The organism is Shewanella metallivivens (assembly GCF_028750675.1).
Lineage (GTDB): Bacteria > Pseudomonadota > Gammaproteobacteria > Enterobacterales > Shewanellaceae > Shewanella > Shewanella metallivivens.
On the sequence record NZ_JAQQPZ010000003.1, the window covers coordinates 1 to 14,235 of the forward strand.

A 14,235-nucleotide genomic window follows, 5' to 3' on the forward strand; every position below is an offset into this window, starting at 1 on the left:
ATGCCTTACGCACCACACGAGAACAGCAGTGGTAGTAAGGTGTATCTTCCAGGCTAACGATTGTCTGTCTTGGTCTAGCCATCTTTAATTACCGTTTGTGAAAGGTAAATAAAGCGTAGTTGAGTGTTTATTATTTAGCCAGATAGAATGGGTGGCCATGATATTTTATAGAATGGGTGGCCATAATATTTTATCTTTAATTACCGTTTGTGAAAGGTAAATAAAGCGTAGTTGAGTGTTTATTATTTAGCCAGCTAGAATGGGTGGCCATGATATTGCTTGGAGTGGGTGGCCATGTTCTAGCTCTATGTTCTAGCTCTTGGGATAAGGACGCGGCTTCGCGCGGCCTATCCTTATTTGTTAGGAATATTATTCACTACAGCGGCACAAATTTGGGCTGTTGCTTCCGCATGCATTGCAAATAAAGCTAAAGGGCTTCTTCGTGGAAATTGAAGACATGTTTTTGGACTCTTCATTTTCCCTCCTTGATCTGGCTGCAGCTCGCTTCTGCAATAATTCTTCACGTGCTTTTGACCATTTGGCCCAAATAACTTCAGCTTCGGTTTTGGGTTGCTTTTCGCAACGTACAGATTTTAGGAATTCGGATTGTTTAGCTGTAATTGGGCTAATTCTTGAATTCGCAAGTGCATCTAACCATGCGCCATACTTGTTCAGATAAGATCTCTCACGTTCCGTAAATAAGTATCCAAGATGCGCCATATCTTCTGGTGGCTTTCCGATCAATGCTTTATGTTTAGATTTTTCCGACATTAGTTATTTCCAAATATATTCCTAACGCCCAAAGCAGCGGCGCGCGTTAGCGCGTCCAGCCCGTAGGGCGATGCTGCCTTTGCTTGTTATGTTTTTACTCGCTAAGCCCATTAAGAAAACCCTCTGGATCGTTCACGTACTTAGCTGCATTTGATTTAAGAATGTACTGTTTGAGCTCGAACACATTTGGGTTAAGGATTACCTTTTGCCCTGGAACAAACAACACACAATTTAGTGAAGTGGCTGCCTCACAGAGAGCAGACATAATACTTATGATGTTTTCTCTAAGGTCGAGCCTAAACCCAATTGAAAGTATTTCGCCTTCTTCGTGCCACACACTTATATCGTGCACTTTATCATTTCCCCAGAGCGATAAATCTTCATCCTTTGAATCTACTTTTGGCAATATAGGTGAGAATATAGTATCGAGGTCTTTAGTGGGCTGGTTCTCGATCCAAGCGCAAGTTGTATCGAAGCCATCCTCACCATAGAGAGATTCAACCTCAAAATTATTCTCTTCAGCCCACTTGGCAGGGACGAACTCAATAGGAACTTGCCAAACTGCCACCTAACTCTCCTGAAACATAAACAGCTTATTGAACGGCCAAATAAATTTAAATTCGGCAGCTTAAGTTATTGATTAATATCATCCTACATTTGCTATCTTACTGAAGTAAAGCAATTAATTTTGTTTAACAGACAAAAACAAACCAAGCTTGCGCGTAAAGTAGAATTCACTTTCACTTGACGAAAAATTAAAGATAACAATATCAGACAATTACAATTTCTTTATTTTTAAAACGATACAACTAAAGACCAATTTTTAATCATTCTTTAGCGTAAATCGATGAGAAACCATTATACCTGTACATAAAATTAGTACATGCCACATAAAAGTATTCATGCTGATGTTTTTTTAACACTTTTGATTTTTTCGCATGTGATGCTTGGAGTTAATATTCCCCCTTTGTGCGAGGTGATTCTGCCGCATCCATGAGCTGATATTTCTCTTCACATCTTTGCCGCTACACAGCCAGCAACGAAGATATTAAGCCTTAAGTTTAAGCGCGGCTGTGACCGTCCATGACATGGACGTCATGGCCGAGCTTACAAGGATGTACTTGCAGCGTGTTACAAAAGCGTTTGAACTTGAGGTGATTCAGCCGCATCCATGAGCCAATATTTTTCAACACTTTAGCGTCAATTCACAGTCAGCAACGCAGAGATAGAGCGTCGAGAGCAAGCGCGGCTGTGACCGTCCATGACATGGACGTCATGGCCGAGCTTACAAGGATGTACTTGCAGCGTGTTACAAAAGCGTTTGAACTTGAGGTGATTCAGCCGCATCCATGAGCCAATATTTTTCAACACTTTAGCGTCAATACACAGTCAGCAACGCAGAGATAGAGCGTCGAGAGCAAGCGCGGCTGTGACCGTCCATGACATGGACGTCATGGCCGAGCTTACAAGGATGTACTGGCAGCGTGTCGCAGAAGCGTTTGAACTTGAGGTGATTCAGCCGTATCCATGCGAGCTAGCGATATATTAAAAAGTGTCTTTAATACGCCAGTATAAAATTCTGGCGCAGTAACACTCCCTACACTATCGGTTGAAACGCGGTTAGCGAATCGAGCATAGTGGCATTACCTAACCCTTGCATTGGGGCTACGGAGGTAAATTGGCCTTGTTCGCCGTGTAATGCCATGTAATTAAGCAGTACCGTTTCCACTAATAAATTCACGTTATTGGCCGACGGGGCTGACGCGGTATCAACTGACGCATCAGAGCGCATAAAGCCAATTTGTTGTTTTTGCACCATTTGGTCGTCATTGCCGCCCATTAATTGGGGTTTTCCAGAAGGGTTATACACCAAAAAGAATGAGGCTCCGGTTGAAGAGTTATCACCCGTCCACTCGCCTTTACCACGGCCTTCTATTGAGTCATCAATACGGCCATTACTTGAAACTGAGCCATCACTGAACACATACAACATTAACGGCATATTGCGGCGCGACGCATACTCTAAGCATGCTCCCATACAGCGCCCTGCACGTAGGTCGCGTAACTCACCGGTTGCCCGCTCGCCAGTGTGATAATCAAACCCACCCATAGTGACCGTACCAGCGCCAGAAAAGCCGTTCACTACTAGCTTCATAATCGACGCCGTTTTTTGAAACTCTGACTCTGAGTCAAACTCGTTAATGCCAAATATGCCACCTGGGCCCACAATATCAGGGTCAAGTAACGGATTTAACGTTGATGGGTCGCCAAAGCGATCCGCTAAATCAGCGCTTTTAACATAGCCACAATTGACTAAATCTTTAATCACATCATCACGAGTCACCTGAGTATTTACCGCCGCCATTTTTTGTGCACTGATGCGCTGAATACTCTCCATTACCGCCACAGCATCACGTTGCGACAATAAACTGAATAAATCACCCACATCCACTAAGCCGGTCACATCTGATGGGCGGTCAATTTTCGTTGGACGTTTACTCAAATCAATAAAACTGGTGGGTGCCATTGAGTTGCCGCCCGAATCGGAGTTACGCGACCCGACCAACGGCATTAACGAACCATTCGCACCTGCCGCCGCAATGGCATACATTGGGTTATGCGGGTTGTTGCCGGTGTCGTTGTCTGAGCGATTGGGGATCACGGCGCCGTTTATGCGCGATGCAGTGTCGGGAGACACTTTTTCTAAAATACCGCGTAAAAATGCCGAGTCAGAATGAAATGCTAGGCCTAAATCGGTATTGATAAAATCAGACATCCCAGCATTAGGATTAGCAATCGATGGCGCCATATCACCGGGTAAGCCTAACTTGTTGTAACCCGCTGTAGATAAAAAGTCTTGCTGACCACCCGCGCCGCCAACTAATACATTTGAGCCGGCAATGTTAGCGCCGCCAGCCAAATCAAAACTAATAAACGGAATTTTACCTGCACCTTGAACGCTAATACCGCAAGAGCCCCTTAATGCTTCAAGATCTGGCGACAAAGCAGCATGCGCATTGTTAGGATTAGCAAACATGCTAAACATAGATAATCCCGCAACGGCGGCACCACCCTTGTATAACCCCGTTGAAATAAACTCACGCCTTGTCATGGGTTTACGATGATCAGCAAACAACAATGGACTGTCTGGATGAAAGTGCTTTGGCTTAGGCATTGTTGGATCCTTGTTGTATCAGTTTTACATTGTTATCTGCTGTTAAGCGCAATAGTGTCAGTCTTGGTTGTATACAGATTAATGGATTTATCATCTGCCCCCCTATTGCACTAACATAACAGCGCTGGCCAATACCGCTGCGCAGCTTGATTTGGCTATGGTGCGAGTGCGCTCGGCATTACAGGTCCCACTGCACACCGACAAACCAGTCACCAGACTATCTAACTCTGCATACACATCGCTTTGATTAGGTTGATTACCCAAAGATAACGGCATTAATTGATTAATTAATGGATTAAGTAAGTTACCCCTTTGCGCAGCACTTAATGCCACACCTGGCTCAACAGTAAAATCTACATCAGGGAACCAATTACTGCGTATGGTGTTATCTTCAATTGCCGTGTCACAGTAAGCAATCGCTAATTGGGTAATGCCCATCTGCTGCGCTGAAATAAAGGTTTCAATGTTCTCAATGCTGGGTAATTGACGTTTAACCAGCTCATAGGTGTCAAACACCTTACTTGATTGCTGAGCCACTCCGGTTAGTACGCTCATACTGTGATTAATTTCAGCGAAATTACGCACACCCACTTGAGCTGATTCTGTCGTGGCAGGCACCTCGGTTGGGGGAACAAATACCCCAGGTAACACTACATTACTGTGCTCGCCTAGTTGTTCAAAGCTTAAAAAAAACTCATCCTGACTTGCGCCTTTTTCAAGTGCAATAATGGTACCTAATGAAGAGATTGAAAACGGCTCTGCAATCGCTTGTCCCGCAGAAATAGACAGGTCAAGATTGACATAAGATTGACCCTGAGGGCTTTCTTTGCCATTGATGCCAATACGTAAGCCTTTTACCTCAAAACTGTCGCTCACTGGTGTGCCATCAATATTCACAATTGCAGCATTGCTGAATAGATAACTGTAATTATCAAATTGGCTTACCTCAAACATCACATAGGTATTAGGTAAATCGATGAGATGACTTATCGAAAACAGTAAAAAGAACTTTTCACCAACACCAACCTCATAGTTTTGCTGCACTTGTTCGGACGCTAATACGCGATTATAAATAGCAAGTAACCTAATATCACCTTGCCACACATGTTGGTTTGACGCTTCTCGGCCTAAAATTAATGCAAAACTGTCGTCCCAGTTTGCTAATGGCGCAATGTCCTCATCAACCACATCAATCAACTGACCATTGACATAAATACTGCGGCCGTTAGTGGCGTTATAGGTCATGACCACGTGTTGCAAAGTTGCTTGCAGCACTTCATCTGCATCTGGGGTGCTTAACGCCGGTTCGCCATTGCTGCTTGATGCGTCAGTTCTGAGCATAAAGTCATAATTATATTGGGTTTGTCCTAAGGTAAAATTACGAGCATCATCACCTGCTGAATACGTGACAATACGGGCAGGTCCCTCTTGAGTCACATTATTAGGGGTTACCCAGGCTTCAATCGAAAACTCACCGGTTGCAGTAATTAAGTCATGGATTTTTTTGCTGTTTGCAGTACTCGCCTGTGCTTTACCATTGGTAAACGACAATCCCCAACTTCCTAGCCAGTCTACATCGCCGCTGAGGGTTAAATTAGCAGCAGGCGAAATACCAGAGGTATCGTAAGCTATTGTGCCCTCACCTGTTTTAAATTGATAAAGGGCAATCACGTCGGTTTCAAAACGGCCGCCACTTGAGGCGGTAATGCCGTCGGTTAAGCGTAATGATTTAGACACCACCATATCTGGCGAGATTTCATCAAGCTCAATGCCTTCACTGAGCGCAATAATGGCATCACGCATTTCAATGCTGTTATCGACACAATTATCCCAGCAATTATGAAATTCAGAACCCAAACGTACAACAAGCCTAGATTGTGCTGGCTCATCTAAATTAATCACCCCTTTTGCTGCCTCGTAAGCCTGATCAATATCATTACTGGCAAAAAACGGCGACTGCGCAGCTGGCGCACTTTCGTTATGGCAAGACACACAATATTGATTCACGATTGGGTAAACGTGTTGGCTAAAGAGGCTACTGTCATCCGGAAAGTTTTTACTCGCACCAGGATCGCGGATCACCGGGGCAGTTAACTCAATGGTATTGGCAGTGCTGACACGTTCATCGGCCCACAATTTTATCCATTGGGTCATGGTTTCGCCGCAGGCTGAATCACTGGCAAGCCAACAATTATGGCCTCCAGCAACTTTAGTCACTAAGCGCGATGCTTTAGGATCGGTTAAATCAACCAACGGGTTGGTGGCGGCATAAGCATCGTTAACATCATTACGACTGGCAAAATACGGGGCTTGATTACCTTCTGTGTGGCAGGCTCCGCATTTATCTTGAGTTGATATGTTGTCCCATAACGACGTCTTGTATTTTTGAATGTCTGCGGTCGCGGCTGCAGGTCCGGTATAAACATCTGAGGTAGGGGTTTGCACCGCAGGTGGATTCTCTTCGACATCACCGCCGCCGCAAGCAGTCAATCCAACAAATAATGAGACAATAGCAAGGCGCTTAATCAATACATACTCCATGTCTATTCTCCCATACAGTAGTTGCCAACTTCAGCGAACACTCGCTTAAGTTGATACGCATTCTGCTTAAAAGAAGCGGTTGTTGCGTTAATTTGTGCAATGTCGGCTTGGCTTTCTGCATCACGCAAACAGACTGACTTAAAGACTTTTTTTACCTGGCATTGTGCAAACGCATTGCTGTTAGCCAGCTCTTGCCCTAAGGACTTTGCACCACTTCCTTGACCTGGCAAACCACTGTCCCAGCCCAGTTTTTGATTGGGGCCTTCACGCCAGTAGTTTTGCCAATCATCGTTTGGGGTCACAAAGCCATAGGGGAAACTGCTAGCATTAATGTGGTACTTACCTTGAACGCGAGTGCCGGTATCAGGATCGGTCTGGCCACTGGTGTTATAAACAATCGCGCCATTTTCACCGCTAGGATCTTGATCCAAATTAAACTCATACTGATAGTAAGCAAAGGCTTGGGCTAATGGGTCCATGCCGCTGTGACAACTTGAACAATTATTTATAAACAAGCGGCTGTCGCCACCCGGGCTGCGACTAACATCTTGGCGTATTCTATCCGTTGGACGAGTATTATCTTTTAGCGGCTCAAGATCTGTGCATAAATGGTTCATTAAGGTAAAGCGGAACATCGCGCGGTTTGTGCCTAAATAAAAAAACTCTTTTGCAGCCGCTCTGCTGGTTAACACGCCAGCGGTGGCAGATGAAGGCAACCCATTTAAACTCGATTGCGTGGTGCGTTCAAGCCCCTCTTTTAAATCAATAAACTGATCTTCTAAGGCTTGATAATGGTCGTTATTATTTCGATTATAAGCCGGTAAATTCAGGCTGTTTTTGCCCACATACACCATATCAGCCTGCAAGATTTCTCTAAAATCAACATCGTCTCTCACGGCCCCAATCACAGTGGCAGAATAGTCATTTAATGGCGCAAAAATATCTTGGTCAATATTGGTCCACGGCGTAGCAAATAGTTTCAGTGTGGTGGAGTAAAACGCAGGAGTTTCCATTGCCAAGTAAGCGGCTTCAATGGGTTTACCGTCATCGAGTAATGTCGCCATGCTTTGCAAGGTTGTTTCCGACGCGACAACACCGGCAATGCGGTCATGTAATTGTTTAGCTTGCTCTAAACTACCTGCAACCACATTGGCAGAGAGTAGGCTTAATGCCCCAACTGCCGATAGATTGATAAAATGCTTAACCTGCATGGTTTTTCCCAAATAAGATAATAAGCGCTGGCTTGTTACCGTACGAAGTCGATCCTTCATACTGTCTCCTTTTTCACACTGACTTCTTAGCCATATACTTGCTCTGGCGTAGATAGGCGCTCAGTTTTTGAACGTCAGATAACTTTAGCCGACGCTATTGAACACACTTGTCGTGAGTATTTTTTAAGCAATTGTTATCGCGAATGTTGCTGATTAAATCATTCAATGCGCCACATTAAAAGTTTTTATTTTGTTAATTTTTTTGACACTCTCAGCCAATTGATTGACGTCAAAAAAGTGCCTAAAACCGTCAAAAAAAAGTATTGAAACAATTTGCATAAAAGTCTTGAAACACTGAGCCTACAAGGCAATAATGTCAAGTGCAATCCGGTTTCACTAAGATATTTACAGTAGTCATTACAATAATAATAACCGTAAAGGAAAACAAATGAGGCCGACTTGGGGCTATAACATAATCGTGCTGACAGTAACTACATTGTTAATGGGGTGTAACACTGAAACAGCAATAAAAGATGAACAGCCTGATCCCGTTCTTGTTGAATATCCGGTAGCCTATATCGAGCGAAACTTAACTGCTGTCGAACAATCACCCGCACAATTTACTCCCCTCAACCCAGCTTTTTTTAATCCTGGTGCGCAACTATTAATTAAACGAAATGCCTTTGCCGACTCTCCTGCCACTAACTTAACAGCCAACTTATTTGGTGAAGATCAGCTTATTGATATTCGCGATCTTTCCGTTTCAGACGACGGCCAACAAATGTTAATGGCCATCCGCGCCCCAGAAATTGACAATGCAGACGATGATGAGCAACCCAAATGGAATATTTGGCGTTATCGCGTTGCAGATGAAACGCTAGAACGCGTCATAAGCAGTGATGTCACCGCAGAACAAGCCGATGACTTAATGCCAAGCTTTTTGCCTGACGGCAGAATTATTTTTGCCTCAACACGGCAGCGTTTATCACGTGCCATTTTACTCGATGAGGGTAAACCACAATATACCGCATTGGACGAAAACCGCGACAATGAAACCTTCAACATCCACGTTATGGATCCCGATGGCAGCGCCATCACACAGCTTACGTTCAATTTAAGCCACGACTTTTATCCACTGGTACTGCAAAGCGGTAAAATTTTATACAGCCGTTGGGACAGAATGGGGGCTAATCACGGGGTTAATTTATACCGCATGAACCCAGATGGCAGTGACAATGAGTTAGTATTTGGCTGGCATTCGCATCAACTCAGTTTAGATGGCCAAAACGAATCCATTGATTTTATCAAGCCGCAACAGTTACCTAGTGGTGAGATTTTGATGTTGTTAGCCTCGCAAGACGACAGTGTTATCCAAAAACGCCCCGTGCTGATTAATATTGATGACTATATTGATGCAGAGCAAGCCACTGCCACATCTGCAGCGCAAGCAAGTGCCATTACTGACGTTGAACTCGCCGACTTTAGCTTTTCATTTTCAACAGAACTTGCTCAAACGGGTCGGTTAAATCATCTATTTCCCCTCCCCGACACCAGTCAACGATACTTAATGAGTTGGGATTTATGCCGAGTGGTGATCAACGATATGGTCCGTGCTTGCGGTCAGTTAACCGCTGAGCAACTGGCCGATGAAAACCTGATTCAAGCTGATCCGTTATACGAATTATGGCTACTCGATAACGCCGAAAACACCCAACAGTTAGTTGCCACAACCGCTCAAGGAACCGTATTAACTGAGTCAGTAGTATTGCAACCAAGCTCGCAGCCTAAAACCTTTATTGCCGATAAAGTGGTCGGTAATGAGCTCGACTCGCAGCTTAGCCAAGAGTTAGCTGGCTCAATCCATATTCGCAGCGTGTATGACTTTGACGGGATCGACAGCACCGCCAATGCCGGTGGGATCAGTCAGTTAAGTGACCCATCACAAACACCTGCCGCTAATTTACCCGCACGTTTTTTACGCATTGTGCGTGGCGTGCCGATGCCGCCTGATGAGGTGCGCGACATTCCAAACACGGATTTTGGCCGCAGCAATAATCAACTTATGCGCGAGATTATTGGTTATAGCCCTATTCAACCCGATGGTTCAATTAAAATTAAAGTCCCAGCCAACGTGCCGTTAGCCATTAGCGTGTTAGATGCAGATGGCCAACGTATCGGCGGTCGTCATCGTCAATGGATAACATTAATCCCAGGTGAAACCTTAGAATGTATCGGCTGTCATACCTCAAACAGTCAGTTGCCTCACGGGCGATTAGACGCACAAGCAGACAGCATTAACCCTGGCGCGACCGGCGGTTTTGCTTACCCTAATGCCAGCAGCAACATCATTCCAGAGCAAGGGCAAACCATGGCCGAAGCCGATGAAATGGTCAATGGCCTTGCAGAGCTAACTGCAAGCATAAAATACACCGACATTTGGACAAACCCAGTGTTGTCTGCTGTAAATCCAAGTATCGAATACAGTTACAATAACTTAGCTACACCGGCACCCAATGGCAGTGAATGCTTTAACGATTGGACAGCTTACTGCCGCATACAAATCAATTATGTCGAGCACATTCAGCCATTGTGGGATTTAACCCGACCTGTTATTGATGCAGCAACCCAAACGGTTATTGCCGATAACACCTGTACCAGTTGCCACAATATTGTTGATGCCGACGGCGCAGCCCAGGTGCCAGCAGGGCAATTATCGTTAATGAATTCGGCGTCTAGCGATGAGCCAGCCCATTTAACCTCATACCGCGAGCTGCTGTTTAACGATGTAGAACAAGAAGAAGTCGACGGTATTTTAATCGACAGATTAATTGAAGTGCTCGATGCTGACGGCAACGTGGTGTATCAGGTTGACAGTAATGGCGAGCTAATTCTCGACGCAGATGGTAACCCTATTCCAGTGTTAACCACGGTCAATGTACCCGCTATTTTGTCGACTAACGGTGCAAACGCAAGCAGCACATTTTTTGAGGTGATGAACAACACCACACACCAAAATATGTTGTCGGCAGATGAGCTCAAATTACTCAACGAATGGTTAGACATTGGCGCTCAATATTACAACACGCCATTTTACTCACAGGACTAACAAAGCAAACGCCAACGTCTGGGTTGGCGCAATAAACTTTGCGATAGGGAATTATGCTGACATACATACGCAACACTTGCCTGCTACTGACATTATTGTGCCTAAGCCCAATAGTGCAGGCTAACGACAACCTGAGTTTACGTATCGACGTTCCTTTTGTTGAGCTGCATTCAGGGCCGAGTGCGGGTTATCCTGTGGTAGCAATCATTGAAAAAAACGAGATGGTTAGCGTATTGCTTAAACGCACCTCTTGGCTAAAAGTAAAAGACAAACGCGGCGTTGAAGGCTGGTTTCATGAAGATAATTTATTAGGCTTATCCCAAAACGATCAAGCCATTAGCACCACACAAATCACAGAACAAGACGTGATTAACCGTCACTTTGAAGCAGGGGTCATGTATGGCGACCTAGAAGGGGCAAACTTTTATAACTTGTTTGCCGGTTATGCCTTTACGCCTGTTTTTAGTGCTGAACTCTCAGCGGGTAAAGCTTTGGGCAGCATTTCTGACAGTGATGTACTTGAAGTCATGTTACTTAGTCACCCCATTCCCGACTTAACCGTAGTGCCTTACATCGGTGTTGGTGCAGGAGTCATTAATACCGAACCGCATAGTGTGTTAGCCGACACTGAATCACGTCGTAGCACACTCATGAGCGCTGCTGCAGGCGTTAAATACCACCTTGCCCGTAATTTTATATTACGCGCCGAATACAAACTCTCGTTAGCCTTAACCGACCGAGATGAAAATGAAGAGATCCAAACATGGAAAATAGGATTCAGCGTATTTTTTTAATGCCGTTATTCACCGCCAGTACATTGGCGTTGACCGCATTAACCCCAAGCTCAGCTGCCTTTGCCGCTGATGATACAGCTAGCACGGTTAAAGCCGATGTTGAGCGCCGCGATGTGCTTGACGACCTGCTCGACACAGAAAATTTTGAAGTGGGTATTCAAGGCGGCATCATGTCGATTGAAGATTTTGAGTCTAGCTCATGGCTTAGTGCGCATCTTGGGTATCACATCAGCGAACATTTTTATGTTAAAGCTCGCTACGCCCAAGCTAAAGCGGGCAAAACCAGTTTTGAAAAACTGGCCAATGCTGCACCGCTGCTAACCGATGACGAGCGCGAGTTAACGTATTACGGCTTAAACATTGGCTATAACTTGCTGCCTGGTGAAATCTTTTTCAGTAAAGACACAGTGTTTAATAGCGTGTTTTCAATTGAACTCGGTGGCGGGAACACCGACTTTGCCGGTGACGAGCAATTTACCGTTAACTTAACGGCCAACTATCGGGTGTTTTTAACGGACTGGATAGCATGGGATTTAAGCATGAGTGATTACCTATTTAATACCGAGGTCACTGGTGAATCTAAAACCACACACAATCTAAGCTTTGCCACCGGTGTGTCGTTTTATTTTTAAGTTTTACTGATTTCAAATCAGTACTTATAAGAAAAACCAATAAGGAAATACAATGTTGTTCAGTCGATTTAGCGGTAAAAGTCTTATTGCCTTAGGGGCATTGTTATTGTCGATGCAAATCGTGTCGATGCAAGCTCAAGCCCTCACAATTGGCGACGCGGCACCCGACTTCACCTTAAAAAATCAGCAAGGCACTAACCTTAATTTAGCTGAACAACGTGGTGAGATAGTCTTAATCAACTTTTGGGCATCTTGGTGCGGCCCTTGCCGTAAAGAAATGCCGGTACTGCAGAAGCTACAAGACAAGTATCAAGACCTAGGCGTGCAAGTGTGGGGCGTCAATGTTGAGCAAGAAAACCAGGCCGGTAAAGATTTTTTAGCCGATCTTGATTTAAGCTTCTCAATCTTTTTTGACCAAACCAACTCCTTGTCTAAAACCTATCAGGTTGAAGCCATGCCGACGACGGTGATGATTGATCGCAATGGCAAGGTTCGCTTTGTGTTTCAAGGTTATCAAGATGGTTACGAGCAAAAATACGCCGCAGCCATTAAACAGCTGATCAGAGAGTAAATCGATGCTGACATTCACAGTACCCACTCGCATTATCGCATTAACGCTTAAAGCTATCGCCCTACTCAGCCTTGTTGGCCTAAGTGGTTGCTCTAGCATGGGCATTGAACCCTGGGTTAAACCCTATGAGCGACAAAACCTGGCCGACCCGATTATGCGCCTGAATCGTCATCCAAGCGCGAGCATGCATGTGGCTCACGTACTTGAAGGCCGTGAATCGGCTCGTGGCGCAGAAGGCACCGGAGGGGGTGGTTGTGGTTGTAACTAAATGGCTTAATAACAGCGTTAAACTCTTCGCGACATTATGTTTAGCAATGAGTGGCTTAACGGCGCAAGCAGCGGTGCTAGATCCTGACCGCGCCGATGTGTTGTATCACAGCTACGAAGGTGGCGGCATGACCATTGATGGTCCGTCAGTCATGCTGCGAAAAAAGGCTTCTGAATCGGTGGCGATTACCGCTTACTATTATCTAGACAGTATCTCATCTGCGTCAGTCGATGTGATCAGTACCGCCAGCCCGTACAGCGAAAAACGCCACGAAGGCCAAATCGGAATTGAATACTTACACGACAAAACCTTAATGTCGCTTAATTTACGTCAAAGTAATGAAGACGATTATTTAGCCCAGTCATTTAGCATTAATGTGTCTCAAGACACCTTTGGCGACTTAACCAACCTTAATTTGGGGCTATCTTACGGCGATAACGAAATTAAACGCAATGGTGATGACATTTTTGAAGAACAAAGCGAGCAATATCGTATTCGTGCTGGTATCAATCAAATTTTAACTCGTAACCTCACCGCCAGCCTCAACGTTGAAGCCATTGCCGACAGTGGTTATTTAAATAATCCTTATCGTACTGTGCGTTATCTCGACAACAGCATTCCATCTGGAGTGGGATACCAAGCCGAAGTCTACCCAGAAACTCGCAATTCGTTTGCGGCAAAATTATCAGCCAGTTACTTTTTACCTTACCGCGCCGCGCTGTTTTTTCACTATCGCCATTTTAACGACAGTTGGGAAATCACCGCCAGCGATGTTGAAGTAGGTTACCGACATCCTATTGGTGACAGTTTAGAACTAGAGCTAAAAGTGCGTTACTACCAGCAAACTCAGGCGGAGTTTTACAGCGATTTATTCCCTTATCGTGACGCGCAAAATTATATGGCGCGCGACAAAGAGTTAAGTGACTTTAGCGACATTACCTATGGTTTAGGGATCACCTATATGCTGCCCGCGTCGATGTCATTTGGCGATATCCGCTCAGAGGCATCCTTACAATGGGATTATATTGACTTTCAATACAATAACTTTAGGAACCCTAATGCTGAAGGCGGAGTCGGTAATGAACCGTTTTATGGCTTCTCAGCCAATGTGGTTCGCGCCTTTATTAGCGTGTACTTTTAATGTGTGTATTTAACGTTATCGATAA

Annotated in this window: 11 protein-coding genes and 1 pseudogene; 6 read left to right on the plus strand and 6 right to left on the minus strand. The window is 44.8% G+C overall.

The window, feature by feature from the left end; translation table 11 throughout:
- The 6 genes and pseudogenes from PQR79_RS05315 to PQR79_RS05340 all read right to left on the minus strand — a co-directional run.
- Nucleotides 1-82: pseudogene (locus PQR79_RS05315) on the minus strand (Mobile element protein); the annotation flags it as partial.
- A 287-nt stretch (nt 83-369) separates the two neighbouring features.
- Entirely contained in the window at nt 370-771 is a 402-nt protein-coding gene (gene maoP, locus PQR79_RS05320; protein WP_238106148.1) for a DUF413 domain-containing protein, read from the minus strand.
- 94 nt (nt 772-865) lie between these two features.
- Nucleotides 866-1,339, minus strand: coding sequence for a hypothetical protein (locus PQR79_RS05325; protein WP_238106149.1), 474 nt, complete (start codon nt 1,337-1,339; stop codon nt 866-868).
- 1,029 nt (nt 1,340-2,368) lie between these two features.
- Nucleotides 2,369-3,946 carry a general secretion pathway protein GspF gene (locus PQR79_RS05330; protein ID WP_238107177.1) on the minus strand — a complete coding sequence of 526 codons (1,578 nt, stop codon included), beginning with the start codon at nt 3,944-3,946 and terminating at the stop codon, nt 2,369-2,371.
- Nucleotides 3,947-4,048: 102 nt separating this feature from the next.
- Nucleotides 4,049-6,487 (minus strand): LamG domain-containing protein, encoded by a 2,439-nt coding sequence (locus tag PQR79_RS05335; RefSeq protein ID WP_238107176.1) that lies wholly within the window; start codon nt 6,485-6,487, stop codon nt 4,049-4,051.
- Nucleotides 6,488-6,489: 2 nt separating this feature from the next.
- The gene (locus PQR79_RS05340; protein ID WP_238107175.1) at nt 6,490-7,758 is read right to left on the minus strand and encodes a hypothetical protein; all 1,269 of its coding nucleotides are present in this window, start codon (nt 7,756-7,758) and stop codon (nt 6,490-6,492) included.
- A gap of 388 nt (nt 7,759-8,146) precedes the next feature.
- On the opposite strand from PQR79_RS05340, the gene PQR79_RS05345 reads away from it, so the two are divergent.
- From PQR79_RS05345 to PQR79_RS05370, 6 genes are read left to right on the plus strand one after another with little or no spacing between them, the layout of a single operon-like run.
- The gene (locus PQR79_RS05345) at nt 8,147-10,804 is read left to right on the plus strand and encodes an HzsA-related protein (RefSeq protein WP_238107174.1); all 2,658 of its coding nucleotides are present in this window, start codon (nt 8,147-8,149) and stop codon (nt 10,802-10,804) included.
- A 53-nt stretch (nt 10,805-10,857) separates the two neighbouring features.
- Entirely contained in the window at nt 10,858-11,598 is a 741-nt protein-coding gene (locus PQR79_RS05350) for an outer membrane beta-barrel protein (RefSeq protein WP_274408406.1), read from the plus strand.
- Complete coding sequence (locus tag PQR79_RS05355; protein ID WP_238107172.1) at nt 11,568-12,230, plus strand: outer membrane beta-barrel domain-containing protein; 663 nt, start codon at nt 11,568-11,570, stop codon at nt 12,228-12,230. Before PQR79_RS05350 ends, PQR79_RS05355 begins: the two co-directional genes overlap by 31 nt.
- A gap of 52 nt (nt 12,231-12,282) precedes the next feature.
- The gene (locus PQR79_RS05360; protein WP_238107171.1) at nt 12,283-12,801 is read left to right on the plus strand and encodes a TlpA family protein disulfide reductase; all 519 of its coding nucleotides are present in this window, start codon (nt 12,283-12,285) and stop codon (nt 12,799-12,801) included.
- Nucleotides 12,802-12,805: 4 nt separating this feature from the next.
- Nucleotides 12,806-13,069, plus strand: coding sequence for a DUF4266 domain-containing protein (locus PQR79_RS05365; protein WP_238107170.1), 264 nt, complete (start codon nt 12,806-12,808; stop codon nt 13,067-13,069).
- The gene (locus tag PQR79_RS05370; RefSeq protein WP_238107169.1) at nt 13,056-14,210 is read left to right on the plus strand and encodes a DUF3570 domain-containing protein; all 1,155 of its coding nucleotides are present in this window, start codon (nt 13,056-13,058) and stop codon (nt 14,208-14,210) included. The genes PQR79_RS05365 and PQR79_RS05370 overlap by 14 nt, the downstream gene beginning before the upstream one ends.
- Nucleotides 14,211-14,235 lie beyond the last annotated feature (25 nt).

What these genes read in the sequence shown, in the direction of transcription:
- PQR79_RS05365 (WP_238107170.1), top strand. Translation starts at nt 12,806, where the DNA reads ATGCTGACATTCACAGTACCCACTCGCATTATCGCATTAACGCTTAAA.
- PQR79_RS05335 (WP_238107176.1), bottom strand. Translation starts at nt 6,487, where the DNA reads ATGGAGTATGTATTGATTAAGCGCCTTGCTATTGTCTCATTATTTGTT.
- PQR79_RS05355 (WP_238107172.1), top strand. Translation starts at nt 11,568, where the DNA reads ATGGAAAATAGGATTCAGCGTATTTTTTTAATGCCGTTATTCACCGCC.
- PQR79_RS05340 (WP_238107175.1), bottom strand. Translation starts at nt 7,758, where the DNA reads ATGAAGGATCGACTTCGTACGGTAACAAGCCAGCGCTTATTATCTTAT.
- PQR79_RS05345 (WP_238107174.1), top strand. Translation starts at nt 8,147, where the DNA reads ATGAGGCCGACTTGGGGCTATAACATAATCGTGCTGACAGTAACTACA.
- PQR79_RS05330 (WP_238107177.1), bottom strand. Translation starts at nt 3,946, where the DNA reads ATGCCTAAGCCAAAGCACTTTCATCCAGACAGTCCATTGTTGTTTGCT.
- maoP (WP_238106148.1), bottom strand. Translation starts at nt 771, where the DNA reads ATGTCGGAAAAATCTAAACATAAAGCATTGATCGGAAAGCCACCAGAA.
- PQR79_RS05360 (WP_238107171.1), top strand. Translation starts at nt 12,283, where the DNA reads ATGTTGTTCAGTCGATTTAGCGGTAAAAGTCTTATTGCCTTAGGGGCA.
- PQR79_RS05350 (WP_274408406.1), top strand. Translation starts at nt 10,858, where the DNA reads ATGCTGACATACATACGCAACACTTGCCTGCTACTGACATTATTGTGC.